Genomic DNA, 26,153 nt, shown 5'->3' with positions numbered 1-26,153 from the left:
TCATGGTGGTGATATGAAGCTCTTCGGTACCGCTGGAATTAGGGGCACCCTGTGGGAGAAGGTCACGCCGGAACTCGCGATGAACCTCGGAAAGGCAGTTGGCACGTACATCGACGGGAAAACTGTGGCGGTCGCGAGGGATGGAAGAACCTCAAGCGTAATGCTCCAGAACGCCCTCATCTCGGGACTTCTCTCGACGGGAAAGGAGGTTCTTGATTTCGGTTTGATTCCGACGCCTGCTTTAGCATGGGGGACGCGGGAGCACGGCGATGGGGGAGTCATGATAACGGCAAGCCACAATCCACCGACCGACAACGGAATAAAGGTCTTCAACGGCGATGGAACGGAGTTCTACGTTGAGCAGGAGAGGGAACTGGAGGAACTCGTTTTCTCCGGAAACTTCAGAAAGACCACATGGAGTGAAATAAAGACCGTAAAAGCCATCGATGTCATCAACGACTACATAGGAGCCGTTCTTGACTTCGTTAATCACGAGACCAACTTAAAGGTCCTCTACGACGGCGCCAACGGTGCCGGGAGCGTTTTGGCTCCGTACCTGCTCCGCGAGATGGGGGCGAAAGTGATGAGCGTGAACGCCCACGTGGACGGCCACTTCCCCGGAAGGAAGCCGGAGCCGAGGTACGAGAACATAACCTACCTCGGTGAACTGGCGAGGGAGCTCGGCGTCGACCTCGTAATCGCCCAGGACGGCGACGCCGACAGGATAGCGGTCTTCGACGAAAAGGGCAACTACATCCTTGAGGATTCACTGATAGCCCTTTTTGCGAAGCTCTACGTGGAGGAGCACGGAGGGGGGACTGTTGTTGTTTCAATCGACACCGGCTCTAGGATAGACCACGTCGTCGAGAAGGCCGGCGGAAGGGTCGTAAGAATCCCCCTCGGCCAGCCGCACGATGGGATAAAGAAGTACGGGGCCGTATTTGCCGCGGAACCGTGGAAGCTGGTCCACCCGAGGTTCGGGCCGTGGATAGACAGCTTCGTGACCATGGGGCTTCTCATAAAGCTCATAGACGAGAGGGGCCCGCTCTCCCAGATAATCCGGGAGGAGATACCAACATACTACCTCACCAAGAAGAACGTGAAGTGTCCCGACGAGTTCAAAGGCATTGCTCTTGAGAGGGCATACAATGTCCTCGAAGAGAAGCTGAGGGGAGAGCTGAGGGAGGTTCTCACGATCTCCGGCTACCGCCTCCAGCTGAAGGACGGCTCGTGGATCCTTGTGAGGCCGAGCGGAACGGAGCCAAAGATTCGCGTCGTCGTCGAGGCACCGAGCGAGAAGAGGCGCGATGAGCTCTTCGAGCTGGCCTACAATATCGTTAAGAAATCCGTTGAGGAGGCAATGAAAAATAGAAACTAAACGAATCTCGCAGGCCTCAGCGTTCTCACCGCTATCTCGTTCTTTTCCATCCTGACCCTGAAGCCCTCCTTGGCCACGTAGGTCTTGACGCCGGTGACGGTTTCGATGTACTTGGCCTCCTTGTATGGGTTCGCGAAGTGCATCTTCATGCCTATGTGGCTCACCACGAGGGCCTCGGGCTTCTCACGCATCCTCTTGAGCATCATGACGATGTCGTCGGTGCTCAGATGGTAAGGGATGCCCATGTCCCTCGGCCTGGTGACCGCCGCGATGATCAGTCTCGAACCATCGTGCCACTCCAAGAGTTCATCGAAGTAAGCCGTGTCGGGGATGTACGAGATGTCCCCCATGGGGCTCTTCATGCGGAAGCCGATGGTGGTCGGGTCCGAGTGCTGGGCCGGGGTTATCACCATCTCCTCATCGCCTATCGCTATCCTGCTTCCCGGCTCCGGGATGTGTATGCTCTCGAGCACGTCCAGGTGGTACTTGCTGACGGCCGGAGTGTGGGTCTCGTCGCCGTAGACGACGCTCTTGGATGCTATGAGAACGCCTCTCTTCTTGAGTGCGCCGCCGGTCATGGCCTCTATCATGACCTCCGCGTCATTGCAGTGATCCACATGCCTGTGGGAGACGAAGATGACATCGAGCTTCCTGGGGTCGAGCTTGTAGCGCCAGCTCCTCACGAGGGCGCCGGGCCCGGGGTCAACGTAGATGTTCCTGCTGGCACGTATGTGGAAGCCGCCGGTGGAGCGGAACTGGGTTATGGTGATGAACCTGCCGCCGCCGCTACCGAGGAAGGTTATCTCTATCAAATCTCCACCCCCGTGTTCTTCTGCAGACATAGGGGTATCACAGAGGGAGTATATAAGACATTGCCCTTTCCCTGCACGGATGGAAACATATGAACACTCAGATGGATAACTTGGGGTTCATATGAATAGCATATAACATAATGTCAAATGAATACATCACATCATGCATGAGTATGTAACAAAATAGCATATATTATGGCCAAAAATTTCCCAGATATTTGTAAAACAGGAAGTCTAACAAAACATTTTTAACGATTCAGGTGTCTAACTACTACGTCACCGTTTGGAGGTGCAAATATGGAGCTGAAACCGTACATACCACCGGAGAAATCACTGCCCGAATATACGGTGAAGGCTTTTGTTTTGGGTATCGTCCTTTCGATAATAATGGGCGCGGCAAACGCCTACCTTGGAATGTACGCGGGTATGACCGTGAGTGCCAGTATCCCTGCGGCGGTCATATCGATGGCAATACTCTTCGCGTTCAAGGACAGGAACATCCTCGAGAACAACATGGTGCAGACCGCTGCTTCAGCGGGTGAGTCGCTGGCGGCCGGAGTCATATTCACGTTCCCGGCGCTGGTAGTCCTCGGCTACTACACGACCTTCCCGTACTACATAGTCACCATAATCGCCGCCCTCGGCGGTTCCCTCGGTGCCCTCTTCACCATAGTGCTCAGAAGGGCCTTCATAGCCGAGGAGAAGCTCCCGTATCCCGAGGGTATGGCCTGCGCCGAGGTCCTCATAGCCGGTGAGAGGGGAGGAAGCCACGCCAAGCCGATACTCTACGGTGGAATCTTCGGAGGCCTCTTCAAGCTCTTCGGAAGCTCGGGCCTCTGGTCGGGAACCGTCGAGGCCGCCAAGATGGTCGGCTCCCGCGTCTACTACCTCGGAAGCGACCTCTCCGCGGCGCTCATAGCCGTCGGCTACATCGTCGGCCTCAACATAGCCTTCCTGGTCTTCCTCGGAGGCGCCATAGCCTGGTTCATAGCCATTCCGATCTACGCCGGTCAGATGGGCCACACCGACCTCGGCCCGCTTGACCTCGCATGGACCATCTGGAGCACCAAGATTCGCTACATGGGTGTCGGCGCGATGGTCGTCGGTGGTCTCTGGAGCCTCATCAAGCTCAGGAACCCGATAAGGAGGGGCATCAGGGCCGGCCTTGAAGTCGCCAAGAGGAAGCAGTCCGGCGAGGCAATCCTCAGAACCGAGGAGGACCTCCCGCTCAACTACGTCCTCATGCTCATAGCGGCCTTCGTCGTCCCGCTGTTCCTGCTCTACTTCCACATCATCGGCTCGGTGGGAATTGCGGCAATAATGGCGGTGATACTCCTCATCGTCGGCTTCCTCGGAAGCTCGATAGCCGGCTACCTCGCGGGTGTCGTCGGTTCATCCAACAACCCTGTCTCGGGAATCACCATCATGAGCCTGCTCTTCACCGCCTTCGCCCTCAAGGCCCTCGGCCTCAGCGGGATGGAGGGCATGGCGGCGACCATACTCGTCGCGGCGGTCATCTGTACGGCAGCAGCAATAGCAGGTGACACCATGCAGGACCTCGCCACCGGTTACATGGTTGGAGCCACGCCAAAGAGGCAGCAGGTATTCGAGATGGTCGGAACCTTCTTCGCCGCCCTCGTCATGGCCCCAGTGCTCAACCTGCTCATCCAGGCCTACGGTATAGCCGGAACCCCGACCGCCAAGGAAAATGCCCTCGCGGCACCTCAGGCATTCCTCATGGCCAAGGTCACCGAGGGTGTATTCACCGGCAACCTCGAGTGGAACATGATATACATAGGCGCTGGAATAGCCATAGCCCTCATAATCCTAGACGAGATACTCGCCATGAAGGGCTCCAAGTTCAGGACCCCGGTCATGCCGGTCGCGGTCGGTATCTACCTGCCACTCAGCCTCGGCGTTCCGATATTCATCGGCGGTCTCGTCAAGCACTTCGTCACCAAGTCCAGAAACGAGGAAGGGGAGAACCCGACCGACCCGGGAGTACTCGGCGCCGCAGGACTTATCGCCGGTGAGGCCCTCATGGGCATATTCTTCGCCGCCCTCATCGTTGCGGGCATCGCCCCGAGCTCGGGCTTCAGCAGCAACATCCTGGGAGTTATCCTCCTTGCCGGAATAGCGCTCTGGCTCTACATGACGGGCAGGAGGAAGTGATTTCCCCTTTTCTTTCCCAATCTTTAAATTTTGAACGCCGGAGGAATGGGCATGGAAGAGTACATGAACCTCGTGCCAGTGCGCAACGAGAAGGTCGAACTGAGGAAGATCGAAGGGAGGTACTACCTCCTGATTCCCATGGACTCAAAGCTGGACTTTCTGGCCAGGAGGCTCCACGGGGAGTACAGGAGGATAGAGCTGGACGAGATAGGAGCATACACGTGGGAACTGTGCGACGGCAGGAGAACAGTGAAAGAGATAGGGAAGGCTCTGAAGGCCCGCTTTGGGGACGAAATTGAACCCCTCTACGAGCGCCTGGTGACGTTTCTTTTCGAGCTGGCGAAGAGATATTTGATTGAGTTTAAAAGAACGAATGAATTAGAATAGGGTGGTGGTAGCTATGAGCGAAGCCCTTGAGAAGGTCTCGCAGGAGATTGAGAAGCTCCAGGACGAGATGGTGGAAACCCTCGTCGAACTGATTAAAATCCCAGCCATAAGCCCGGACTACGGCTACGAGGGGGAATACGACAAGGCCCAGAAGCTGCTTGAGACAATCAGAGACTGGCCCTTTGACAAGGTTGAAGTCTACAACGCGCCCGATGAGAGGGCGAAAAATGGAGTCAGACCGAGCATTCTCGCCTACTACTACGGCCAGGACGGCGATAAAAGCCCTAGGATATGGATTCTCACCCATATAGACGTCGTTCCGCCCGGAGACCTGAGCAAGTGGACGGTCACGGAGCCATTCAAGCCGATCGTCAAGGATGGAAAGGTCTACGGGCGCGGAAGCGAGGACAACGGACAGAGCCTCGTCGCGAGCCTCTACGCTGTAAGGGCCATGATGAACCTCGGAATAAGGCCGAAGAGAACGGTCATTTTAGCTTTCGTCAGCGACGAGGAGACGGGCAGCAAGTACGGCGTCGAGTGGCTCATGAGGGAGCATCCGGAGCTGTTCAGGAAGGACGACCTGGTCCTCGTCCCGGACGGCGGAAACGAGGAAGGGACTTTCATCGAGGTGGCCGAGAAGAGCATCCTCTGGCTCAGGGTGAAGGTCAGGGGCAGGCAGGTTCACGCCAGCATGCCGGACAAGGGACTAAACGCCCACCGTGTAGCGCTCGACTTCGCCTACCACCTCGACAAACTCCTCCACGAGAAGTACGGCGAGAGGGACGAGCTCTTCGAGCCAGCGGAGAGCACCTTCGAGCCGACGATGGTTCACGGTCCGGCAGACAGTCCGAACATAGCACCGGGCGAGCATGAGGTGGTTTTCGACTGCAGGATTCTGCCGAGGTACAGTGTAGATGATATCCTCGCTGACGCAAAGGCCCTCGCCGAGGAGATTAAAGAGAAGTACAGAAAGGAGTTCGACGGCGAAGTTCTGCCTGAGATAGAGTTCGAGGTTCTCCAGCGCATGGACGCTCCAGAGCCAACTGATCCCAACAGCGAGATAGTGGTTCTTCTCAAAGAGGCCCTGAGGAAGCTCCGAGGAAAAGAAGCTAAGGTCGGGGGAATAGGCGGCGGAACCTTCGCGGCATACTTCAGGAAGCTCGGGATTCCCGCGGTTGTCTGGGCGACGCTCGACGAGATGGCCCACCAGCCCAACGAGTACGCCTGGATAAAGAACATGGTCGAAGATGCGAAGGTCATGGCGGCTTTAGCACTTCTCTGAGCGAAACTCTTTTCTTTTCCACACTTAATTTTCTCCATGCCAGCCTGGAAGGACGGAAAGCTGGGACTGCCGGTAAAGGAAGCCGTGAAGCTGTTTCCGGAGCTGAAGGACTACCTCGACGAGCGCGGAAGGCTCGACTTCTCGGACAGGGAAGCGAGGATACTCTACAACAGGGCGATAGCGAAAGCGGTCTTCGGGCTGGAGATAGAGTACCATCCCGGAGGGCTTGTGACCACCCCCGTCTCGCGCTACCTCTTTCTGAAGACATTCCTGCGCGGGGGAGAGAGGGTTCTGGAAATCGGAACCGGACACACTGCAATGATGGCCCTTCTGGCTGAGAAGCTCTTCAACTGCGACGTTACCGCGACGGAGCTCGACGAAGAGTTCTTTGAGTACGCGAGACGAAACATCAAGCGGAACCTCGCTAAGGTAAAGCTAATCAGGAGCAACGGTGGGATAATCAGGGGGGTAATTCCTGAGGGCGAGAAGTTTGATGTCGTGTTTTCAGCACCGCCTTACTATGAGAGACCAACGAAAGGAGTTTTAACCGAGCGTGAAGGGCTTGGTGGAGGAGAACACGGCGAGGCCTTTTCGGTGAGGCTCATTGAGGAGGCACGGGACTACCTGAACCCCAAGGGAAAGGTCGCCCTATTCCTGCCCGACAAGGAGCCTCTGATAGAGGCCATAACGGAAAAGGGAGAAGAACTGGGCTACTCCGTGAGGGACGTGAGGTTTCGGGTCGGAACGCGGTGGAGGCACAGCCTGATACTAAACCAGCCCTAAGAAGGCCCACCATGGAATCATCAGGAGGTTTTCCCTGGCATCGAACTCCCTTCCTATAACTATCCCAAATTCAGCCCCCGTTCTCTCCATGCTCCTTCTAACCTGAGCATAATCCTCCTTTCCAAGGCCAACCTCAACGACGTATCGTTTTCCCTTCCTCGTGAGAACGAAGTCAGCACCGCCCTTCCCAGGCTCGTACTCCAGGAGCCCTTCACCAGAAAGGTAGAGGGCAACCATGTCCTCGAGCAGGGAGGCGAGTTCAACTACCTCGAACTTCGAAAGGAGCGCGGCCCTCATAGAAGGTGCCGAGAACTTGAGCTTCGGACTTCTGCGAATTTTCTTTGAGAGACTCCCAATGGAGGGTATCTCAATAAGCAGCCCACTGGCAATGAAGGCCCTTACAAGTTCCATGACGGTGCTCTTTGATATTCCCAGCGCCTTCGAGAGCTTCTCGTAGCTGAAGCGCTCCGCCTTTGGGCCGGCGATTATTGTTAGAAGCCTCAGAGCGGAATCGAGGGTTGAGGCATCGAAGTTTCTGAACTCGGGAAGGTCCCGGTAGACTATCCTTTCGACGAGGGAAAACAGAGATTCGTAGGCCTCTCTCCCGTCAAGCTCAAGGGAAAGGGGAAGCGAACCAAGCTCAAGGTATTTCTCCGCGGTTTTAGCAAAATGAACAGTCCTTGAGAGTGCCCTTTCCAGCCCATCAACGTCGAATTCAAACAGCGCATCAAGACCCACCGGCTCGATGTCTTCCCCGATGAGGTGAAAGTATTCAATGAAGCTGAGCGGCTTCACCTCAACGTGGATAGCCCTCCTCGCGAGGTCGGGGCTTTCCTTCAGCTTTAAAGCGGATGAGCCTGTGGCGATCACAAGGGCCTTTCTCCTGTCGTGGAGAACCTTCAACGTCAGATCCCAGTTGGGGTCGTATTGAACCTCGTCGAGTAGAAGAACAGGCCTCTTCGGCCTGAAAACATCGAAATACCTCTCGATGACCTCATGAAGGGAAAATCCGAGGAGGTGAGCTTCATCAGCTGATATGTAAATCACATCGGAGGTCTTTGAAAGTGTGTGAAAGTATAGCTGACCGAGGAGGGTGGTTTTTCCAGTCCCCCTCAGGCCAGGGAGGAGGACGGTTTTTGGACTTTCACTCTCGATATAGTCATCGACGAGCCCGGAAAGTTTCTCAAAAAGGAAGCGCTTCCTCAGTCCTCTCGCGTAATCGAACCTCGATGGTAGCTCCGCGGAGAGTTTTAATAAGTAGTCCGTTAGCTCGACCATACATCCACCCATTTTGGTCGTTTGAACAACCAAATAGAAAAGAGTTTCGGTCGGTGGAGCGACCGGACTGGGACTCGGACCCTTTTTCTCATCATTCAGCTGCCGGGTTCAGTGGAGGTGCATTTTCGTCATCGTCCCATGCCGGGAGGAACGTGAACATCACTTAATATCCTCCACGTAGAGGAAGAGCGCCTTGAGGTACTCGGTGTCCTTCGAGGCCATCAGTATCGGGTGGTCCGGCGCCTGCGTCCTGTACGGCTCAAGGAGCTTAAGGAACTTGCCCGCCTTGGCCGCGGCCGCTATCACCATGTCCTTGAAGGCCTGCATGTCAACGTGCTGGGAGCACGATGCCGTGACGAGTATGCCCCCTTCCCTCACCAGCTGTAAACCCGCGTAGTTCACGTTGAAGTAAGCGCGGAGGCCTCTCTTCAGGTCCTTCTCGTGCTGAACGAAGGCCGGCGGATCGAGGATTACAACGTCGAACTTCTCGCCCCTCTTTATCATGTCCTCCATGACCTGGAACGCGCTCCCCACGACGTACTTCATCCTATCCTCAACCCCGTTGAGCTTGGCGTTCTCCTTCACCATGTTTATGGCCCAGGGGGACTTGTCCACTGCAACAACCTCGTCGGCGCCAGCCACTGCCGCGTGTATCGCGAAGCCGCCGGTGTAGGTGAAGACATCAAGAACCCTCATCCCGGGTTTGACGTACTTCTCAAGGGCTATTCTGTTCTCCCTCTGGTCGAGGAAGAAGCCCGTTTTTTGTCCCCTCATATCAACTATGAACTTGGCTTTGCCCTCCTCGATTACCGTCCTGTACTTCTCCCTGCCAAGCAAAACTCTCTCTATCTCGGGCAGCCCCTCCCTGCGCCTGCTCCGTCCGGTGTTCTTCTCGAAGACGGTCTCAATCTCGGGCTCGGCCTCCATTATGGCCTCGGCAACGTCGAACTTGAACCTCTCCATGCCGATGCTCGAAATCTGAAGCGAGGCAATCTCGTTGAAGCGGTCAACTATGAGGCCGGGCAGATAGTCCGCCTCGCCGTACACCATGCGGTATGCCTTGTCGTAGCCGAGAACCTTCTTGCGGTACTCGTTGGCCCTCCTGATCCTCTCGCGGAAGAGTTCCTTGTTAACCTCCGTGTGCTCGTCCTGGGTTATGAGCCTGACCATGATGTTGGAGTTCGGGTTGATGAATCCCCTGCCCAGAAACTTGCCCCCGCGCGTGTAGACCTCCGCTATGTCACCTGGTCTTATCTCTCCCTCGGTTCTCACGACTCCCTTCTTGAAAACTATCATCGCACCCTTGCCTATCGCTCTCGCAGCCTGAGCGTCAACTATAACCTTCGCCATCTCTCACCACCGGTGGAAGTTCGGCGATAGGTATATAACCCTTAGCGTCCTATACTATGCTGGTGATTCTATGCACTTCGAGGTAGTGAAGGAGTTTCTTGAGGAAACCGGGGCGGACTGGATAGAGATTGACGGCGAAATTCACCTCGAGCCGGAGGTCTTTTACGAGGTCTGGAAATACGTCGGCCAGCCGGACCTCGAAACGTACGTCATCGAGGACGAGGTCGTCGAGCCTGGTTCTTACGATCCGCCCGAGATGAAATACACCGACATGAAAAAGGTGAAGGTCAAAAAGGCCTACTTCACCACCCTCGACGGCAAGAAAATCGTGACCGACTACGTCGAGCTCCAGAGGATTCTGAAGGAGAAATCCGTCTGAACCTCCTTCCCCTTCTTATCCGATTATTATTGAGAGCATCAGCACCCCCATGCAGTTCGTTCTCTTGACCCCGAGCACCGCCGCCAGCAGTCCGATCATCACGCCTCCCAGGAGAAAGACCAAACCCGTGACACCATCAAAGAGATACGAAAGAACCACGAGAATCCCGGCAACCGCGGAGTTGAGCGCCCTGTAAGGAACCCGCCCGAGCAGACGGAGTATGAGAACGGCTAGGGGCTCGGCATAGAGGAGAACCGCCATCGAAACGAATAGAGCCACCAAGAGGTAGAAGTAGATATCACTCTCCGCAGCGGGCGCCATCAGGGCAACGATACCGTTTCGCCTCCTTCCAGTTGAGAGGAAATTGGCAAAGGAGAACATGAAGTTGGCCGTGTTCACTGAGAACACGATGGTCAGGAAGGAACGCTCGTCTTTCGAAAGGAAGGAACCGAGGAGAGCCGCCTGGGATGCCGTGAAGGCGGGAACCAGCGAAGCCGCCATACCCAGCGCCGTTCCCAGGGCCGAGAAGCCCAGGAAGCGGCCTTTATCCAGGCGAACCTCCCCGTCTCCGGCCCCTATCGGGCGCGTCCTCCCTTCCAGGGCCGAGAGCAGGATAACCGGAACCCCAAACAGGCCCGTGAAGAGGTGGTAGAAAGGCTGCGAGAGGCCGAGCCGGAAGGTCAGCATTCCAAGAATCCCGGAGAGAAAGAACACGAGAAGGGCGGAAAGCTTCTTCAGTCCTGGCTCCGTCAGCACCAGAAAAACCGCGAGCAGAAAAACGAGGAAGCGACCGGCGCCCGGGCGGTACAGCGGCGCGAGACGGAAGTACAGGGGCATCGATGGAATCGCCATCAGAACGGCCAGAAAACTCGCCCACAGAGCAATTCTAACAACCTCCATTGTCCGTCCCCTGAGAACGAGCCGGTGGGCTGGGAGGACACCAAGCGCAGTACCCTCGTCAGGAACCCCCAGGAAGGCGGAGGGGATGACGTCCAGGAAAGTGTGGGTCAGACCCATGGCGAAGAGGACGAGGTTATCGCGGATCCCGGCGCTCGAAAGAAACGCCGCCAGGGTATTGACGTGGATTCCAGGTGAAACGCCGCTGAGCGTTCCACCTGCTATACCCGTCAGCAGTTCCCGGAGCACACGTCATCACCCGAGGCAACCTCAAAGGCGAGCATGCCGCGATAGGTCGTGAAGAAGCCGTAGGCGGTGACTGTATCGTTTTCATCCAGCCTTATTCCCAGGGACTTCCTCAGCTTGAGGAGCACCCAGCAGTCCCCGGCAGTAATGTTGGCCAGGCCGAAGCCGTTTCTGTAAACCTTAACCCAGGAGACGTTTCCACTTATTCTGGCGAACATTCCTTCCGAAAAGGAGCAGATGCCATTTGGGAGCTCTTCCCTGGGCATGATAACAGAACAGTTAAGGCAGAGGAGGGAGGAACGGCGCCGCAGGGCCTCCATATGGATCACGTCGCCAACCCTGGCGGAGAAGCCGTAGAGCCTCAGGTCGGCGCAGTCAAGTTTGAGGGAGCGGCCCGTTCCGAGGACGGTGCAGTTGCCGACGGCCATATCTCCTATCGCCGCGTCCTGGAGGGGTCTTCTCTCCGCGAGCCCGAGCACCAGGATATCGTCCCGGGAATCAACAAAGAGAGAGATCCTGGAGTAGAGCCTGACGATTCCAAGAACACGGATCCTCAGGCCGGGCTCGAGTTCGACGCCGTAGGGAGGATAGACCGCTATCTCCTCGCTGCCGTTCCAGATGAGCGTCTGCCTGCCTGAGTAGATGACGGTTCCCTCCACCTCCCAGGGCATCCCATCAACGGGACCTTCATGGAGGCCAAGCCGCCGATAGTTGAGGGGGTAAAACTTTCCACCGTGCCAGAGACCCTCGACGCTGACCATCTCCCCCTTGGCGGCGTCTATCGGGAGTGCAAGCCGTATCTTTGCAGGTGTGAGGAGGTAGTATCCCCGCGAGGGCCAGTAAGCTCCGGTCAACGAGTCGATGGGGAACGTCGGTTCCGCGGGCTCCACCCTCTCGGGTCTCATCCTGAGGCCGGAGGTGGAGCTGTACAGGACGCCCGTAACCCGGTAGACCCGTCCAACGTCGAGTGAGGCATAGACCCCGACGCTCTCCGTGCCGTTGGTCAGGATGGAGAAGCCATCCCCTGAATAGACGCAGAGGCCGACGAACGCGCTGGATTGCTGCCGGCTTTCACCCATGGCCGCCAGCACAGTTAATACAATCACCAATCCGGCCATCAATACAACCGAAATTTTTTTGTTTGTAACCATGATTAAAGGTAATAACTGGACCTTAAAAACCTTACCCTATCCAGTGGTGCTACAGAAAAGAGGAAAGTTAGTAGACTTCGCCGCTCGGATAGACCACGATGCCCTTCTCGTTGATCTCGAAGGGGTACTTCTTCATCGAGTGCTTGGTCTCGCGCATCTTCCTTATCAGGAGGTAGCGCTTCAGCTCAACTTCCTTCTCAACGAAGTCGAGGAGGATGACACCCCTGGCTATGTACTCCTCTATGCCGTAGCGGCTTATCTTGCCCCTGCCCGGTTCTGGGGCCTCGGTGGTAAGTATCGAGGTAACCCCCATCTCAAGGAGAATCGTGTTGAGCTGAAGAAGAACCTCCCTGATTTCATTCTCCTTCCTGAGCCTGAACGCGATGGAAGGAATCGAGTCTATCACGAGCCTCTTGGCATCGATGGCCTTGACAACGCGGTATATGTAGCGGAGGAAGTCCTCTGCGTTGAGGTTGCCCTCAAGAACGTACTGCTCCTCGGAGGGAAGACCTACAACCGCGCTCACGCCGTCCACGATGGCTATCTTTCTCTCCCTCTCGTACTTCTCAAAGTCCCATCCAAAGGCGAGCATCTCCTTCCTGAGGTCCTGAGCCCTCTCCTCAAGGGTGACGATAACTCCAGGCTCATTGTAGAGCTCGGCACCTTTATAGACGAACTGGACACCAAAAGTAGTCTTGCCGCTTCCGGTAGGGCCGGTAACCAGAACCGTGGTTCCGCTGGGAAAGCCGCCCTCGATTAAATCATCAAAGCCAGGAATGCCACTTTTCAATCTTTCAACTGTGTATTTCGTGACCATACAGACCACCCTCTGGAGTTCTTTACGAACCCGCCGTTCTCCCTGGTATAACATGTAGCACCAAGAAGATATAAAACTTTTGGGGAAATTCCGTGCTTTCGCACCGGAATCGAAATGTATCCTGACGATAGCACCGGAAGAGTTCCAGATAAGACCAAATTTCCCGATGCACCTCGGAGCCTTTCCAAGGGGAAAACTGTTTTATGCTCAAACCAGCATCTATGTCTGAGAGGTGAAGCCATGCTGGATCCATTCGGGCCCGAGGCCAGGCGGCTCGTTAAAGATGAGTTCGGTGGAATAACCGAGCTGCTCATGATAATACCGTCGTACGTTGAGGTTGATGCCGCCCTCGAGAGGGTTAGCTGGATAAAGTCCGGTGAAATACCCGGGGACATCCTTGAGCTGGGCGGAATACGGGATCTGCTCACATTCTACGCACTCCTGGGAGCACTGGCCTTCTCACCGTACGGCCTTGAGAGGGAGGTCGTCAGGGAGGCCAACCTGAGGATATACCACAGGAGGATACTGCAGAAAGGAACGCTCGTGGGGGTTTCCACACCCCTCGAGGCGATTTCCGGCGGCGAAATCCCCGAGAGGGACAGAACCATACTCGAGAGAACCCACCACACGGAGCTGTCCCCCGACGAGAGGAGGAAGCTGCGGCTGGGATACAGGATACACCTGTCAAAGTTCCTGGAGCTTGGGGAGGGCTCCCTCAAAGAGGTCTACGTGCGGAACGGATACGCGTACCTTACGGAGGAAGGGGCCATTGAGCTGTGGAAGCGCTCCTTCGAGAGGAACTTCGACAGGGCCGTGAACCTGCTCTACGAGATAAGGGACGAGTTGCCCGACTACTACCTCAGGATCTACGAGAAGCTCGGCGAGATAGCGCGGGAGCACTACAAGGAGAGGCTGGAGCGGATGAGCTCCGCCAAGGCAGGGCCGCTGCGCTTCGACCTGTTCCCGCCGTGCGTCAAGATTGCCCTGGGCGGCGTTCCCTCGGGCCTCAGGAACTACGCTATAACCGTTCTCCTGACGAGCTTCCTGAGCTACGCCAGGCTCTGTCCCAATCCCCCCAGGAAGGACGTGAGGATAAGGGACTGCGTGAGCGACCTGGGCGTTGTGGAGAAGGAAATACTGCCCGTGATCATCGAGGCCGGCAACCGCTGTTCGCCGCCCCTCTTCGAGGACCAGCCCCACGAGGTAAAGAACATCTGGTACCACCTCGGCTTCGGCCTCACGGACAACCCTACCATTGAGGACAGCGGGAACTCGACCTGGTACTTCCCGCCCAACTGCTCCAAGATACGGGCCAACGCGCCAGAACTTTGCCGGCCGGACAGGGACTGCAGGAACATCAAGAACCCCCTGACGTACTACCTCAGGAAGCTTTACCTCGAAAACCGGCGGAAGGGAGAAGGCGAGAGCGGAGAAACGGACGGCGGTGAGGAAAATGGGTGAGCTCCTCAGGGAGATGACGAAGGAGGAGAGGGCGCTCTACTACAGACGGGAATGGAGCGCGAAGAGGCTGCCGGATTTCATCGTCAGAACCCTCGAGAACAGGGAGTTCGGATTCGACCACACCGGTGAGGGGCCGAGCGACAGGAAGAACGTCTTCCTCGACGTCCGCGACCTGGAGGACTACGTGAAGACAACCGCTCCCTACGCAATTTATTCCTCCGTCGCCCTCTACGAGGAGCCCAAGGAGATGGAGGGCTGGCTCGGGGCAGAGCTCGTTTTCGACATAGACGCGAAGGACCTGCCCCTGCGGAGGTGCTCCCACCTCCACGAGCACGGTCGGGTGTGCCCGATATGCCTCGAGGACGCGAAGGAGCTGGCGAGGGACACCCTCGTGGTTCTCAAGGAGGACTTCGGTTTTGAGAACGTCCACGTTATCTATTCCGGCAGGGGTTACCACATCCGCGTTCTGGATGACTGGGCGTTAAAGCTCGACAGCAAGGCCAGGGAAAAGGTTCTGGCCTACATCAGTGCCGCGGAGGAGATAACGTTCGATGATATCCAGAGCAGGAGGATAATGCTTTCCTCGGGCTATTACAGGGTCTTCCGGCTTAGATTCGGGTACTTTGTAAGGAGGGTGAACGAGAACCACCTGTTCAACATAGGCCTAAAAAAGGGCCAGGTTGAGAAGCTCCTGGATGGAAAGGAGGAAATATACGAGGGCTTCGTGCGGAAGGGACTCCTGACCGCGTTCCCTCAGGGGATAGGGTACAAAACCCTGACAAGGCTGTTTTCCCTTTCGAGTACGTTTTCAAAGGCATACTTTGACGGGAGGGTCACAGTTGACGTTAAAAGAATCCTCCGCCTGCCCTCGAGCCTGCACTCAAAGGTTGGACTCGTGACGACCTACATCGGCTCGAATGAAAGAAAGCTCGAAAGGTTCAACCCCTTCGAGGATGCCGTTCCCGGGTTCAGGAAGGGGGAGGTCAGGGAAGCCTACGAGGAATGGCTGGAAGAGCACGGGGATGTACTGTGAACGGAAGGATAAAAATCGCCACGGCGATGCTGATATGGGGCAGTGTGGGGATATTCGCACGCTTCTCAAACCTATCCGGGCTAGGAGTAGCATTCTTCAGGGTGTCCCTCGGCGCCCTCCTGCTCCTTGCCATCCTTGCGGGAAAGGATGAATGGCTTCAATCGCTCCCCCCACTCCTGAGGGCCAGATGGAAGCCCCTCCTGGCACTGGGCGTTTCCCTCGCCCTGAACTGGGTTTTCCTCTTCACGGCGTTCAACTACACCACCATAGCCAACGCGGTTCTCGTTTATTACATAGCGCCGATAATAGCGACGGTTATCTCGTGGCGCTTCCTCGGTGAGAGACTGAGCCTGAAGAGCTGGCTCCTCATAGGAACCGCATTCTCCGGGCTTATACTGATTATGAGCGGCCAGAAGGTCGATTTGGGCAACAGAGACTTCGTCGGAATCCTACTCGCACTGACGGCGGCCTTCTTCTACGCCCTAATACCGAACCTCGGGAGGTTCCTGCGTGGAATCGACGGCAAAACTCTGACTTTCCTCCAGCTCGCGATAGCATCTCTCGCCCTCGCCCCGTTTATGACGGTTTCAGGTGTTGGGGAACCCGTCTGGTGGGCGGTTCTCGTCCTCGTCGGGGTTCACACCGTTCTGGCGCTGTTCCTCTACATGGACGGGCTCAAGGAGGTGGAGGTCAACGAGGCGGCCCTACTGAGCTATCTGGACCCAATGAGCGCGGTGGTGTACGCGTTTCTGGTATTCGGAGAGGTTCCAGGGGCCAGAACAGCACTCGGAGGGGCCCTGATACTCCTCGCATCCCTGCTGGATATTAAGGCGAGGGGGCCGTAGCCCGCCTTCTGTCTCAAGGGGACATTCGACTGAGCGGCCTACCACGGGGCTCGCACCGGGACTTCATCGCCCCTCCCTCGGCCTTGCACCCCGCGGGACGGCCGTTTCACCGGTCCCCGACGGGTCGTCTGCGGGTTAGCTCGGGCACCGTCGCCGGGCCCTTCGCCGCTTTCATCCCCATATCCGCCGGGACGTGTCGTTTCTGCGCCGTTGCCCTCCCTCTCGAGAGGTGCCTCGCGGCACCGCGGCCCCGGTGAGGTGGGCGGAACTTCCTCGGGAGCACCCCGAGAGTCCCCGACCCCCTCGCCGTGGGAAGTTTAAACAACCGGAATAAAAAGGTTGGCATTTGGGCAATGAACGAAACAAAAAAGGAAGTGAAGGCTCACTTCTTCCTGGGAAGCTCCTTGTTCTCCTTAAACTCCGGCTTCTTGGGCCTCTTGAACCTGCCCAGGGGGGAGCGCCTCTTAGGTTTTGGTCTGACGCGCTTCTTCCGGGCCCCCTCCGCGCGGTTCAGGTAGTAGAAGGCACCCGCTGCCAGGAGGATGAAAGCCACCGCCACGAGGCCGATCCAGAGTCCCCTGGAGCCACCGCCACCGCCGATGGTAGTGGTGTTCGAGGGCGCGGTGGATGAGGTCGTGGTCGTGGGGGACGAAGTCGTGGTCGTCGGCGCAGGGGGCTCCAGGTAGAGCTCTCCCTTCGCGGTGCTCGTCTCCCCCGCCGCGGTGAGGGCAAACTCGTAATAGACGGTCTTCCCCACCGGAACCTCAAACTTCACCGTTATCTCGCTGGTCCCAGGGGGTATAGCTACCACCATGGAGTCCTTGTACAGTACCCCATCGTCCGAGGATATCCTGTAGGTGAGAACACCGTCCACACTCCCGTCACCGGGGTTTTCGACGGCGAGCTTGAAGAGCACCTCATCGTTGGCAGTCCTCTCATAGGAGACGTTTGCGAGCACTGGAGGAGCTGAAACGGTGTAGGTAACGTTGCCTTCCCCGATCAGGCGTTCGCCGAAGGTCAGTTTTATGACGGCCGTGATGGAGCCCGACACGTTCGTTGGGAGGGGAACTTCAAGAACCGTTGTACCCCCTCCAATCTCCTTTGGCTCCACGGCCCTCGATATAAGCTCCCCGTCACGGTACGCCTCGACCGTAAGGTTCATGCCGATGGACCTCTCGGAGAGAACCGTCACGTACGCCCTGTTGTCCTCGTTCACCTTCACCTCGTCGGATTTCAGGGAGACTCCAACCAGCGTGACCCCGAACTTTACGGGGAAGTCCTTGGAGTACCTGTAGGCGCCCCCATCGTACTGGAGGAGATAGTTGAGCCGGTACGTTCCTGGGGGAAGGTCGTATCCAATGGGAACCTCAAACCGGACGAGATTGTCCCCCGGAACGAAGGTCAGTGTCCTGTTCTCGAAGAAGTAGGTCTTTCCATCCTTGATCAGGGAGACCTGCCCCACCGCGGAGACGTTCCCGTGACCGATGTTGGTGACGTGGGAGAAGACGACTATGGTCTCCCCGTTCAGAACGTAGGATGAGCCGGGCCTGCCCTGAACGTAGGCCTCGGCAACGCCGAAGTTGAGGGGCTCGGAGATCACGTGAAGGGGTATCCTGGCGTAGAGTATGTACATAGAGCCATCGGACGTGAAGGCCAGGAACCTCATGAAGAGCGTGTAGGTGCCTCCCGAGACGTTGGAGGGACAGGTGATGTTATACGAGAAGGAATACCTGCCCTTAGGGGTCCAGTCGCTGAAGACATGGGGAGAGATGTTGAACGTGAAACCATCAATCCTATTCCCGGAGGAATCCTCGACCCAGAAACGCTGGTAGCTGACGACCTTGTAAGTGAACCCCCCTGCGTTTGTGAGCCAGATCGTTCCGGAACCGTAGTCCCCCCTGAGAACGGTTATTTCATCGCTTGTTTCGAGCTGATCAAACTGTGCGGAAGCCCCGGGAATTACTGAGACAAGCATCAGGAGCACGATAAACGCTATCACCATGTTCCGCATCCTTTTCACCACCAGTAATTGTACTTTTTTCAATATAAACCCTACCCCCCGTAGAACAGTATGATGATGCCTATCCCAATCAAACCCACGAAAAAAGCCATCATAAGCCGGTAGAGGGCACTGCCCGAGACGTGCGGGCGTATAATGAGGCCCAGTATCGTGAGCATGATTCCGTAAGCCACGGCAAAAAGCCCAAGGGCAACGTTAATCGGAACCCCCAGGATCATCATGACGCCCAAAATGGCCCCCGCCAGCACGGTGACGTGGGGCACCGTGAAGATCAGATAATCCTTGAGAACCTTGGTGTCCTCGTCCATGGTCATCACTCCGCTATGAACGCGTATGTTGTGGTGGTCGGGAGAACGCGTCTGATCCTCGGGAGCAGGTAGCGGGGATAAAGCTCCTCGTCCTTCTCCTCCAGGATGCTGTAGGTGCCCAGGATTTTATCTATGACCTTGACCTCCACGCGCCCCCTGACTCTGAAGTAGCCCCTGTGGAGGGTACTTATCTCCAGAACTATGGGCACTTTGAGGCGCTCGGGCTCATCATCGTCCACCAGGTCTCGCAGGTACTCAAGCTCGGAGCGCCGAAAGTAGTGATAGCTACCGTCGCGGAGTTTAACGCTCGGCTCTTCCTCCGCCAGGAGCTGGGAAAGGGTGGGACGGAGCGCAGGGAGGTGAAGGTTCACCCTCGCGATCTCCCGGTTCAGTATATCCTCCGCATTTGTCATGTTCATGGCTACGGCCGATGCACAAAAAGCTTTGTTTAACATTAAAATGTAAATTTCAGATGATTTTGACAATGGAATGGACATTTTGCTGTCAAAAGGTGGAAGTCCCGCATGCCCAGTCGTCATAGTGACAAAAATCCAGTGAAAAGACTTTTATTAGATTAATCGTTCAGTAATCTGGCATAAAAATTGAACGTTAAAACATTTAATGGTGATAAAAATGAACGAAATTTCCACGGTTGGAATTGGCCATAGGGCCGGGTCGCCGGGGTTCGTCCAGCTGGTCTTCGTCGACATCAACGGGGTCCCAAAGGGAATGGAGATACCTGGGGATAGATACGAAGACGCACTGACGGAGGGAATAGCCTTTGACGGCTCGTCCATATCAGGTTTCCAGAGGATAGAGGACAGCGACCTCGTTCTGAAGCCGGATCCGGCCACCTACACCGAGGTTCCGTGGGAGGGAATAGCGAGGGTCTACGGGTACATCTACAAAGACGGAAGCCCCTACGGTGCGGATCCGCGGGGGGTGCTCAGAGAGGCGATCGAGAGGCTCGAAAAAGAGGGCTTCAGGGCATACATCGGCCCGGAGCCGGAGTTCTACCTCTTCAAAAAGAACGGTTCCTGGGAGCTCCAGATACCAGACAGCGGCGGTTATTTCGACCTCGTCACCCTCGACAGGGCCCGCACCCTGCGGAGGGAGATAGCACTCTACATGCCCTCCTTCGGCCTCGTCCCGGAGGTCCTTCACCACGAGGTCGGGAAGTCCCAGCACGAGATAGACTTCCGCTACGATGATGCCCTCAAAACGGCGGACAACGTAGTCAGCTTCAAATACATCGTCAAGGCAGTGGCTGAAATGCGCGGTTTATACGCGACCTTCATGCCCAAGCCCATCCACGGATTTCCCGGGAACGGGATGCACCTCCACATAAGCCTCTGGAGGGACGGAGAGAACGCGTTCATCGGGGAGGATGGCCTCAGTGAGACCGCACTGCACTTTATAGCCGGGATACTGAAGCATGCGAAGGCTTTAGCTGCCGTTACCAACCCAACGGTGAACAGCTACAAGCGCCTCGTCCCCGGCTATGAGGCCCCGGTTTACATCAGCTGGGGCTACCGCAACAGGAGTACGCTTATAAGGGTCCCCGCGTTCTGGGGCAACGGGGCCAGGATAGAGTACCGCTGTCCTGACCCAAGCGCAAACCCCTACCTGGCGTTCGCGGCGGTTCTAATGGCAGGACTCGACGGAATAAAAAGAAGGCTGGAGCCGGAGGCATACACCGAGGCAAACGTCTACGAGATGAGCAGTGAGGAGAGGGCCAGACTCGGGATAGGTACCCTGCCCGGAAGCCTCGGGGAGGCCCTTGACGAGCTGAAGAGGGACCGGGTCGTCAGGGAGGCCCTGGGCGGTGCCTACGGGAACTTCGTGGAGTACAAAGAACGCGAGTGGGAGGACTACCTCGAGTACCTGGCCTCACGGGACATCCCCATGGAAACAAAGAAGGTGACGGAGTGGGAACTCGAGAGGTACTTCCACGTCTAGTGAGCTTCCTCCGGCCTCTCCTTCTCCCCCATGTGCACTATCATTGAGCCCCCTATGATCAGGGCGGCGCCGGCGAGCTGTGCCGCACTCAGCCTCTCGCCAAAGAGAACGAACGCCAGGACTATGGCAACCACGGGTTCTATGGTGGCAACTATGCTGGCCCTGCTGACCTCAACCTCCTTTAGCGCGTGGTTGTAGAGGATGTATCCGAGAAACGTCGGGAAGAGTGCCAGCGCGAAGAGATATGGAACCGCCCCAGCTGGAACGCTGAAATCCGTGAAGGGAAGGAGGAACAGGAGTCCAAACAGGAGGGTGTAGAAGAGGGCCTTCTCGGGCTCCTCCTTCCTCACCGCAAGCTTGGCCAGAACTCCGTAGAGGGCGTAGGTCAGTCCGGTCAGGAGGCCGAAGAGGAGCGCCCTGGTCGAGAACCCGGCCCCCGAACCGTTGACGAGAACCACCCCTGCCATGACCATGACGAGGGCGATGAGCTTCTCCCTCCTCAGGGGCTCTTTGAAGATCAACCTGCCCAGAACTATCGAGTACACGGGGGCGGTGTAGAGGAGTAGAACCGCGAAGGAGACCGATGAGATGGTCACGGTGTAGAAGTAGAGGGTGTAAAAGAGGAAGATGCTGAAGAATCCGTAGAGGGCGTAGAACTTCAGCCTCTCCCTTTCCAGGGACAGCCCAATTCCCCTGAGCTCAAGGTACGCACCGAGGAGCATCAGCGCGAAGAGAACGCGGTAAAAGACCATCGTGAACGGGCTGAGGCCGAAGCCGTCGAGGTACTTGGCGAATATGCCCAGCGTCCCCCACATGGAGGCGGCTAGAAAAACTAAGAGGTATCCCCTCCTCATGGGCTCACCTCAGAGGGTGGGGCCAACCGGTAAGCGACGCTTGTGCTCGCTGCTCCTCACAAGTCTCTCGACGTATTTGACCCTCTCGACGCTTATTCCAAGTTCCCTCGCTATTTCATCCTTCTCCATTCCAAGGTCAGCCATGCGCCAGAGTATCTCGTCGAGGAGGCGGTAGCTTATCCCGAGCTCGGCCTCGTCCGTCTGCCCCTCCCACAGCCCTGCTGAGGGCTTCTTTTCGATTATCCTCTCCGGAACTCCAAGGAGCTTCGCCACCTCCCAGACCTCGGTCTTGTAGAGGTTTATGAGTGGGGCGTAGTCGCTGGCACCGTCGCCCCATTTGGTGAAGTATCCCGTGAGAACCTCGCTCCTGTTGCTGGTTCCGAGGACGAGACGGTTCATGGCGTTGGCGTGGGCGTACAGCAGAACCATCCTCGTCCTGGCCATGATGTTCCCCCTGCTCCTGGTGTCGAGTCCTCCAACGGCCCTCTCGAACTCATCGACGATGGGCCTTATGTTGACCACCTTGTAGTCAATCCCCAGGCTTTCGCATACCAGCCGGGCGTCGTCAAGGTCGCGGTTCTCGTAGTAGGGCATTATCAGGCCGAGAACCCTCTCCTTTCCGAGGGCCTTCGCGGCGAGATATGCAACTGTGGCGCTGTCTATGCCCCCACTTATACCAACGACGACGCCCTCGGCGCCGGCCCCATCAACGCTCTCCCTTATGAACCCGGTTATCCTCTCAATGACGGCGCTGTAATCAAGCTCCCTCATCTCCTACCCTCCTTCACATCCCTCAGCAGCTGGGAGTAGCCCATGAAGGCCATAACGACCCCTACAAGCATCAGCACGAAGGCCACCACAGAGTAGATGGCGTAGGGGTAGTCAACGGCCGTCGCGCTGTAAGTATAGTTCACGCTCCCGTTAAAAACATATATCACAGGCCTCTCGCCCGGGTGGAGCGTTATCTCGCGGTTCACAAGCGTGTAGTTGGTCATTTCAGTCCCTTGAATCAGGGAGAGGTTGGCACCCGAAGAGGAGAGGATCAGCGTTCTGTTGTGGTACAGGTACTCGGTCTCGAACTTATCATCGCCCAGGTAGTGCATTCCCTCCCCCAGGGTTCCACTGGAGGAATAGACCTTGCCAACGCGGTAAAAACCAGCGGCGGATATAACGAGGGCAAGGACGAGCATTATCAGGCCGACCTTGAGAAGAGGGTACTCCATGGCATCCCTGAACGTTCCCATCGGCATCACCCAGAGTAAAGAAAAGAAGGGGGTCAGTACTTGCCGACGAGATGACACTCGGCGAAGTGGTTGTGCTCGTACTCGACGAGCTGCGGGTGTTTGGTGTCGCAGAGTCCCTTCTGGGCGTAGATGCACCTCGGGTGGAACCTACAGCCGGGCGGTATGTCAACGGCGTTGGGAACCTCACCCTTAATGGGCAGCTCCTTGATAACGTTCCTGCGCTCCGGTTTGGGCTCCGGAACGGCCGCTAAGAGGGCCCTTGTGTACGGGTGGAGCGGGTTGTCGATGACCTTCTCGACCGGCCCCATCTCGACTATTCTTCCGAGGTACATGACCGCCATCCAGTCGGCGAAGTACCTGGCGGTGGACATGTCGTGGGTGATGTAGAGGTAGGTGACGCCCATCTTCTCCTTGAGCTCCTTCATCAGCTCGAGGACCTCTGCACGGATGGACACGTCAAGCATCGAGACAGGCTCGTCGGCGACGACGAAGGTCGGGTTGAGGATGAGGGCCCTGGCTATAGCCACACGCTGCCTCTGACCGCCGGAGAGCATGTGCGGGAACCTGCCGACGTAGTCCTCCGGCGGGGTTATCTTGACCATCTCGAGGGCCTTGTAGATGAGTTCCTCGCGCTCGGCCTTGGTCTCACCGATGCCGTGTATGAGCAGCGGCTCCTCAAGGATGTCGAATATCCTGAACCTCGGGTTCATCGAGCTGAATGGGTCCTGGAATATCATCTGCACGTGCCTGCGGTAGTTGAGTATCTCCTCCTTGGTCTTGACGTGGGTGACGTCGTTGCCCTCGAGGTATATCCTTCCGTCCGTTGGCTCGAGGAGCTTGACGATGAGCTTTCCGGTGGTTGATTTACCACAGCCGCTCTCACCGACAAGGGCGAAGACCTGCTGCTTGTATATCTCGAAGCTTATGCCGTCAACGGCGTGAACCTTTTTCTGCGGGGCACCCTTGATCGTGTCTATGAATCCCCTCTTGATGGGGAAGTACTTCTTGAGGTTTTCAACTTTAAGTACCGGCTCGGCCATTTCTCACACCTCACAGCAGCCAGCATGCGGCGTAGTGGTCCTTATCAACTTCCTTCAGCTCGGGCTCCTGCTCCTTGCAGACCTGCATAACGTAGGGGCACCTCGGGTTGAAGCGGCATCCCTTCGGCGGGTTGATGAGGTTAGGCGGCTGTCCCGGAATGAACTCAAGCCTCTCAATGTCCTCGTGGAGCCTCGGTATGGCTGAGAGGAGCTTCTGGGTGTACGGGTGGGCCGGCTCGTAGTAGATCTTCTCGCTGTCTCCAATCTCAACGATCTTACCGGCGTACATGATGGCAACGCGGTCGCTGATCTCGGCGAGGATGCTGAGGTCGTGGGTGATGAATATCATGGAGAGACCGAGCTCCTTCTTGAGCTTCTTCAGAAGGTTGATGATCTGGGCCTGGACAACGACATCTAAAGCAGTTGTCGGCTCATCGGCTATGACCACCTCTGGCTCAAGCAGGAGGGCCGAGGCTATGATGACACGCTGCTTCATACCTCCAGAGAGCTCGTGGGGGTAGCGGTAGACGATCTCGGGGTCGAGACCCACGAGCTCGAGGTACTTCTGGGCCCTGTCAAGAGCATCGTCCTTGCTCATGCCCTTGTGAAGAAGGAGCGGCTCGATCATCTGGTGACCGACGGTGTAAACCGGGTTGAGGGCGTTCATGGCACCCTGGAATATCATGGCTATCTTCTGCCAGCGAACCTCCTTCCTGAGGACGTCCTCGGGAAGACCGACTATCTCCCTTCCATCGATCTTGATGCTGCCCCCGACTATCTTACCCGGTGCGGTGGGCATTCCCATAAGGGTAAAACCGAGGGAGGACTTGCCGCATCCGCTCTCACCGGCAAGCCCCAGCACCTCGCCCTTCTTGAGGTTAAAGGTGAGGTCATCGACGGCCTTGACGACACCCTTGTTAGTGAAGTAATACATCTTGAGGTTCTTAACTTCAAGTACGTTCTTGGCCATTTATACCACCTCACAGCTTCCTGAGCCTCGGGTTGAGTATCTTATCGAGGGCCGTACCTATGAGGACGAAGGTCAGGCCGACGACAGCTATACCGAGCCCGGGCGGGAGGACCCACCACCAGTAACCCTTGGTCGTCGCTGCCTGCGCCTGAGCCGCGTTGAGTATCTGTCCCCACGTAACAGCCGTCGGGTCTCCGATACCGAGGAAGCTCAGGGAAGCCTCCGCTATAACAGCACCCGGAACGCTGAGGGCTATGACGGCGAACGCGTAGGGCAGGAGCTGTGGCAGTATGTGCTTGAAGATTATCCTTCCGTTGCCGGCACCCAGGGCTTTGGCAGCCTCAACGTAGGTCTGCTCCTTGATCTGGAGGGCCATACTTCTCGCAATCCTCGCTATTCCCATCCATCCGAAGATGACCAGCAGTAGGACTATGAACATTAGGGTCACGTGTCCCACAGTGGCACCGATGAGGATGAGTATCGGAAGGCTCGGTATTGAGGCGAATATCTCGTTGATACGCATCATGAACTCGTCGGCGTTTCCACCGAGATACGCACTGGTAACTCCGTAGATGAGACCTATGACGGTGCTGAGGACGGAGACGAGTATGCCTATGACGAGTGAGACCCTGCTACCCCAGATGATGCCTGCCCAGAGGTCCCTGCCGAGGTAGTCGGTACCCATGGTTCCGTAGCTCCTTCCGAGGAAGGTGACCTTTATGTCATCGATAATGACCTTGTTCTGGTCTGGAGCAGGGTTGTCGATCTTGAGGACGAGTTTGTAGTCGCCCCAGAGCGGCTCGGGGTTGTTTATGATGTCCTGAGCCTTCATTCCGGGCTCGACCTTGGCGAAGGCCGTGGACACGAGGGTGTTGATGTTCATGATGACTATCGGGTCCATCTGCGCCTGGAGCGGGTCGAGCTCCCTGCCCTCAGTAACATTGACGAGCCAGACGTAGATGTTGGCTGAAATTGCCGCGTCCCTACCAACGGCTATGGTGGTGGAACTCGTGAGGGGCTTGTTGTCCACGAGGGAAACGGTCTTTCCGTCGGGCCTCTCAAGGTAAAGGCTGTACGTCGGGGCCTTGGAGGGCAGGTTCAGGGTCACGTTTATGTTCCTGATTATGATTCCCTGCGGGCCGAGGTAGTAACCATCCTTAAAGGTGTAGGGGGCCTCAATCAGGATCTCGGTGTTGTTCGGGTGGGTTATGGAGAGTTCATCGCTGTAGTAGGCCACCTGGGGAACGAGTTTCTGGGAGGTGAACATGTTGTACCAGGTTGGCGGAACGTTCTTGGGGTTGTCCTCCCAGTAAGCGGAGCTCCTCCACTTATCGGGGAGGTCAGGTATTGTTGTGTACGGGGCTGTAAGAGCGACGAGGACGAGGAGGATGAGGAGAACGACACCGGCTATGCCGGTCTTCTCCCTCTTAAACTCGTCAAGGAATTCCTTAAATCCTTCTTTGACGTCGACCCATCTCATCGTGAAT

25 protein-coding genes and 1 other RNA gene are annotated in these 26,153 nt (G+C 56.7%); 10 read left to right on the top strand and 16 right to left on the bottom strand.

What is annotated here, in order from left to right; genetic code table 11:
• The first annotated feature begins 13 nt into the window (after positions 1-13).
• Entirely contained in the window at positions 14-1,378 is a 1,365-nt protein-coding gene (gene glmM / locus TIRI35C_RS00575; protein WP_188201354.1) for a phosphoglucosamine mutase, read from the top strand.
• Here the strand turns inward: glmM and TIRI35C_RS00570 are convergent.
• Complete coding sequence (locus TIRI35C_RS00570) at positions 1,375-2,190, bottom strand: MBL fold metallo-hydrolase (protein WP_188201353.1); 816 nt, start codon at positions 2,188-2,190, stop codon at positions 1,375-1,377. The genes glmM and TIRI35C_RS00570 overlap by 4 nt on opposite strands.
• Positions 2,191-2,487: 297 nt before the next feature.
• Between TIRI35C_RS00570 and TIRI35C_RS00565 the strand changes: the two genes are divergently transcribed.
• From TIRI35C_RS00565 to TIRI35C_RS00550, 4 genes are read left to right on the top strand one after another with little or no spacing between them, the layout of a single operon-like run.
• The gene (locus TIRI35C_RS00565; RefSeq protein ID WP_188201352.1) at positions 2,488-4,362 is read left to right on the top strand and encodes an OPT family oligopeptide transporter; all 1,875 of its coding nucleotides are present in this window, start codon (positions 2,488-2,490) and stop codon (positions 4,360-4,362) included.
• A gap of 51 nt (positions 4,363-4,413) precedes the next feature.
• Complete coding sequence (locus TIRI35C_RS00560) at positions 4,414-4,749, top strand: PqqD family protein (protein WP_188201351.1); 336 nt, start codon at positions 4,414-4,416, stop codon at positions 4,747-4,749.
• Positions 4,750-4,762: 13 nt separating this feature from the next.
• Positions 4,763-6,031, top strand: a complete 1,269-nt coding sequence (locus tag TIRI35C_RS00555; RefSeq protein WP_188202889.1) for a M20 family metallo-hydrolase — start codon at positions 4,763-4,765, stop codon at positions 6,029-6,031.
• 36 nt (positions 6,032-6,067) lie between these two features.
• Entirely contained in the window at positions 6,068-6,814 is a 747-nt protein-coding gene (locus TIRI35C_RS00550; protein ID WP_188201350.1) for an RlmF-related methyltransferase, read from the top strand.
• On the opposite strand, the gene TIRI35C_RS00545 is transcribed toward TIRI35C_RS00550, so the two are convergent.
• Together TIRI35C_RS00545 and TIRI35C_RS00540 are read right to left on the bottom strand one after the other, a co-directional pair.
• Complete coding sequence (locus TIRI35C_RS00545) at positions 6,800-8,092, bottom strand: ATP-binding protein (protein ID WP_188201349.1); 1,293 nt, start codon at positions 8,090-8,092, stop codon at positions 6,800-6,802. The two genes, TIRI35C_RS00550 and TIRI35C_RS00545, sit on opposite strands and share 15 nt — an antisense overlap.
• 159 nt (positions 8,093-8,251) lie before the next feature.
• Positions 8,252-9,442, bottom strand: coding sequence for a class I SAM-dependent rRNA methyltransferase (locus TIRI35C_RS00540; RefSeq protein ID WP_188201348.1), 1,191 nt, complete (start codon positions 9,440-9,442; stop codon positions 8,252-8,254).
• Between the two features lie 70 nt (positions 9,443-9,512).
• Here TIRI35C_RS00540 and TIRI35C_RS00535 point away from each other — a divergent pair, with 70 nt between their 5' ends.
• Positions 9,513-9,821: a DUF5748 family protein gene (locus TIRI35C_RS00535; protein ID WP_188201347.1), complete on the top strand. Its 309-nt coding sequence runs from the start codon at positions 9,513-9,515 to the stop codon at positions 9,819-9,821.
• 15 nt (positions 9,822-9,836) lie between these two features.
• Here TIRI35C_RS00535 and TIRI35C_RS00530 read toward each other — a convergent pair whose 3' ends face one another.
• The 3 genes from TIRI35C_RS00530 to TIRI35C_RS00520 all read right to left on the bottom strand — a co-directional run bounded on the left by TIRI35C_RS00530 (position 9,837) and on the right by TIRI35C_RS00520 (position 12,932).
• Entirely contained in the window at positions 9,837-10,967 is a 1,131-nt protein-coding gene (locus TIRI35C_RS00530; RefSeq protein WP_188201346.1) for a tripartite tricarboxylate transporter permease, read from the bottom strand.
• Complete coding sequence (locus TIRI35C_RS00525) at positions 10,949-12,115, bottom strand: hypothetical protein (protein WP_188201345.1); 1,167 nt, start codon at positions 12,113-12,115, stop codon at positions 10,949-10,951. The genes TIRI35C_RS00530 and TIRI35C_RS00525 overlap by 19 nt, the downstream gene beginning before the upstream one ends.
• Positions 12,116-12,182: 67 nt before the next feature.
• Complete coding sequence (locus tag TIRI35C_RS00520) at positions 12,183-12,932, bottom strand: ATPase domain-containing protein (RefSeq protein ID WP_188201344.1); 750 nt, start codon at positions 12,930-12,932, stop codon at positions 12,183-12,185.
• Positions 12,933-13,172: 240 nt separating this feature from the next.
• Between TIRI35C_RS00520 and priL the strand changes: the two genes are divergently transcribed.
• Genes priL through TIRI35C_RS00505 form a run of 3 tightly spaced genes read left to right on the top strand, consistent with a single transcriptional unit; the run spans position 13,173 to position 16,271 of the window.
• The gene (priL, locus tag TIRI35C_RS00515; RefSeq protein WP_188201343.1) at positions 13,173-14,393 is read left to right on the top strand and encodes a DNA primase large subunit PriL; all 1,221 of its coding nucleotides are present in this window, start codon (positions 13,173-13,175) and stop codon (positions 14,391-14,393) included.
• The gene (gene priS / locus TIRI35C_RS00510; RefSeq protein WP_188201342.1) at positions 14,386-15,426 is read left to right on the top strand and encodes a DNA primase catalytic subunit PriS; all 1,041 of its coding nucleotides are present in this window, start codon (positions 14,386-14,388) and stop codon (positions 15,424-15,426) included. The genes priL and priS overlap by 8 nt, the downstream gene beginning before the upstream one ends.
• Complete coding sequence (locus TIRI35C_RS00505; RefSeq protein WP_188201341.1) at positions 15,423-16,271, top strand: DMT family transporter; 849 nt, start codon at positions 15,423-15,425, stop codon at positions 16,269-16,271. The genes priS and TIRI35C_RS00505 overlap by 4 nt, the downstream gene beginning before the upstream one ends.
• Here TIRI35C_RS00505 and rnpB read toward each other — a convergent pair.
• From rnpB to TIRI35C_RS00485, 4 genes are all read right to left on the bottom strand, one after another.
• An RNA gene (gene rnpB, locus TIRI35C_RS00500) (RNase P RNA component) lies at positions 16,257-16,578 on the bottom strand. The genes TIRI35C_RS00505 and rnpB overlap by 15 nt on opposite strands.
• Positions 16,579-16,653: 75 nt before the next feature.
• Positions 16,654-18,282 carry a COG1470 family protein gene (locus tag TIRI35C_RS00495; RefSeq protein WP_197971666.1) on the bottom strand — a complete coding sequence of 543 codons (1,629 nt, stop codon included), beginning with the start codon at positions 18,280-18,282 and terminating at the stop codon, positions 16,654-16,656.
• A gap of 41 nt (positions 18,283-18,323) precedes the next feature.
• Positions 18,324-18,605: a hypothetical protein gene (locus TIRI35C_RS00490; RefSeq protein WP_246454627.1), complete on the bottom strand. Its 282-nt coding sequence runs from the start codon at positions 18,603-18,605 to the stop codon at positions 18,324-18,326.
• Positions 18,605-19,012, bottom strand: a complete 408-nt coding sequence (locus tag TIRI35C_RS00485; protein WP_188201339.1) for a DUF61 family protein — start codon at positions 19,010-19,012, stop codon at positions 18,605-18,607. Before TIRI35C_RS00485 ends, TIRI35C_RS00490 begins: the two co-directional genes overlap by 1 nt.
• Before the next feature lie 220 nt (positions 19,013-19,232).
• On the opposite strand from TIRI35C_RS00485, the gene glnA reads away from it, so the two are divergent.
• Positions 19,233-20,558, top strand: a complete 1,326-nt coding sequence (gene glnA / locus TIRI35C_RS00480) for a type I glutamate--ammonia ligase (RefSeq protein WP_188201338.1) — start codon at positions 19,233-19,235, stop codon at positions 20,556-20,558.
• On the opposite strand, the gene TIRI35C_RS00475 is transcribed toward glnA, so the two are convergent.
• The 6 genes from TIRI35C_RS00475 to TIRI35C_RS00450 are packed head-to-tail and all read right to left on the bottom strand — an operon-like array spanning position 20,555 to position 26,146.
• Positions 20,555-21,412: an EamA family transporter gene (locus TIRI35C_RS00475; protein ID WP_188201337.1), complete on the bottom strand. Its 858-nt coding sequence runs from the start codon at positions 21,410-21,412 to the stop codon at positions 20,555-20,557. The genes glnA and TIRI35C_RS00475 overlap by 4 nt on opposite strands.
• Positions 21,413-21,421: 9 nt before the next feature.
• Positions 21,422-22,183 (bottom strand): NAD+ synthase, encoded by a 762-nt coding sequence (locus tag TIRI35C_RS00470; RefSeq protein WP_188201336.1) that lies wholly within the window; start codon positions 22,181-22,183, stop codon positions 21,422-21,424.
• Positions 22,180-22,662, bottom strand: a complete 483-nt coding sequence (locus TIRI35C_RS00465) for a hypothetical protein (RefSeq protein WP_246454626.1) — start codon at positions 22,660-22,662, stop codon at positions 22,180-22,182. The genes TIRI35C_RS00470 and TIRI35C_RS00465 overlap by 4 nt, the downstream gene beginning before the upstream one ends.
• 26 nt (positions 22,663-22,688) lie before the next feature.
• Positions 22,689-23,696 (bottom strand): ABC transporter ATP-binding protein, encoded by a 1,008-nt coding sequence (locus TIRI35C_RS00460; RefSeq protein WP_188201335.1) that lies wholly within the window; start codon positions 23,694-23,696, stop codon positions 22,689-22,691.
• A gap of 10 nt (positions 23,697-23,706) precedes the next feature.
• Positions 23,707-24,666, bottom strand: a complete 960-nt coding sequence (locus TIRI35C_RS00455; protein WP_167890027.1) for an ABC transporter ATP-binding protein — start codon at positions 24,664-24,666, stop codon at positions 23,707-23,709.
• Positions 24,667-24,676: 10 nt separating this feature from the next.
• Positions 24,677-26,146 (bottom strand): ABC transporter permease, encoded by a 1,470-nt coding sequence (locus TIRI35C_RS00450; protein ID WP_188201334.1) that lies wholly within the window; start codon positions 26,144-26,146, stop codon positions 24,677-24,679.
• Positions 26,147-26,153: the final 7 nt, after the last annotated feature.

The organism is Thermococcus camini (genome assembly GCF_904067545.1).
GTDB classification, from domain to species: Archaea; Methanobacteriota_B; Thermococci; order Thermococcales; family Thermococcaceae; genus Thermococcus; species Thermococcus camini.
Note: the sequence above shows the minus strand (reverse complement) of the source record. Positions and strands in the feature narration are given on the sequence as shown.

Bases quoted from the DNA above. Each gene is read 5' to 3' on its own strand.
- glmM (WP_188201354.1), top strand. From the start codon at position 14: ATGAAGCTCTTCGGTACCGCTGGAATTAGGGGCACCCTGTGGGAGAAG.
- TIRI35C_RS00565 (WP_188201352.1), top strand. From the start codon at position 2,488: ATGGAGCTGAAACCGTACATACCACCGGAGAAATCACTGCCCGAATAT.
- TIRI35C_RS00560 (WP_188201351.1), top strand. From the start codon at position 4,414: ATGGAAGAGTACATGAACCTCGTGCCAGTGCGCAACGAGAAGGTCGAA.
- TIRI35C_RS00555 (WP_188202889.1), top strand. From the start codon at position 4,763: ATGAGCGAAGCCCTTGAGAAGGTCTCGCAGGAGATTGAGAAGCTCCAG.
- TIRI35C_RS00550 (WP_188201350.1), top strand. From the start codon at position 6,068: ATGCCAGCCTGGAAGGACGGAAAGCTGGGACTGCCGGTAAAGGAAGCC.
- TIRI35C_RS00545 (WP_188201349.1), bottom strand. From the start codon at position 8,092: ATGGTCGAGCTAACGGACTACTTATTAAAACTCTCCGCGGAGCTACCA.
- TIRI35C_RS00540 (WP_188201348.1), bottom strand. From the start codon at position 9,442: ATGGCGAAGGTTATAGTTGACGCTCAGGCTGCGAGAGCGATAGGCAAG.
- TIRI35C_RS00535 (WP_188201347.1), top strand. From the start codon at position 9,513: ATGCACTTCGAGGTAGTGAAGGAGTTTCTTGAGGAAACCGGGGCGGAC.
- TIRI35C_RS00525 (WP_188201345.1), bottom strand. From the start codon at position 12,115: ATGGTTACAAACAAAAAAATTTCGGTTGTATTGATGGCCGGATTGGTG.
- TIRI35C_RS00520 (WP_188201344.1), bottom strand. From the start codon at position 12,932: ATGGTCACGAAATACACAGTTGAAAGATTGAAAAGTGGCATTCCTGGC.
- priL (WP_188201343.1), top strand. From the start codon at position 13,173: ATGCTGGATCCATTCGGGCCCGAGGCCAGGCGGCTCGTTAAAGATGAG.
- priS (WP_188201342.1), top strand. From the start codon at position 14,386: ATGGGTGAGCTCCTCAGGGAGATGACGAAGGAGGAGAGGGCGCTCTAC.
- TIRI35C_RS00495 (WP_197971666.1), bottom strand. From the start codon at position 18,282: ATGCGGAACATGGTGATAGCGTTTATCGTGCTCCTGATGCTTGTCTCA.
- TIRI35C_RS00490 (WP_246454627.1), bottom strand. From the start codon at position 18,605: ATGACCATGGACGAGGACACCAAGGTTCTCAAGGATTATCTGATCTTC.
- TIRI35C_RS00485 (WP_188201339.1), bottom strand. From the start codon at position 19,012: ATGACAAATGCGGAGGATATACTGAACCGGGAGATCGCGAGGGTGAAC.
- glnA (WP_188201338.1), top strand. From the start codon at position 19,233: ATGAACGAAATTTCCACGGTTGGAATTGGCCATAGGGCCGGGTCGCCG.
- TIRI35C_RS00475 (WP_188201337.1), bottom strand. From the start codon at position 21,412: ATGAGGAGGGGATACCTCTTAGTTTTTCTAGCCGCCTCCATGTGGGGG.
- TIRI35C_RS00470 (WP_188201336.1), bottom strand. From the start codon at position 22,183: ATGAGGGAGCTTGATTACAGCGCCGTCATTGAGAGGATAACCGGGTTC.
- TIRI35C_RS00465 (WP_246454626.1), bottom strand. From the start codon at position 22,662: ATGCCGATGGGAACGTTCAGGGATGCCATGGAGTACCCTCTTCTCAAG.
- TIRI35C_RS00460 (WP_188201335.1), bottom strand. From the start codon at position 23,696: ATGGCCGAGCCGGTACTTAAAGTTGAAAACCTCAAGAAGTACTTCCCC.
- TIRI35C_RS00455 (WP_167890027.1), bottom strand. From the start codon at position 24,666: ATGGCCAAGAACGTACTTGAAGTTAAGAACCTCAAGATGTATTACTTC.
- TIRI35C_RS00450 (WP_188201334.1), bottom strand. From the start codon at position 26,146: ATGAGATGGGTCGACGTCAAAGAAGGATTTAAGGAATTCCTTGACGAG.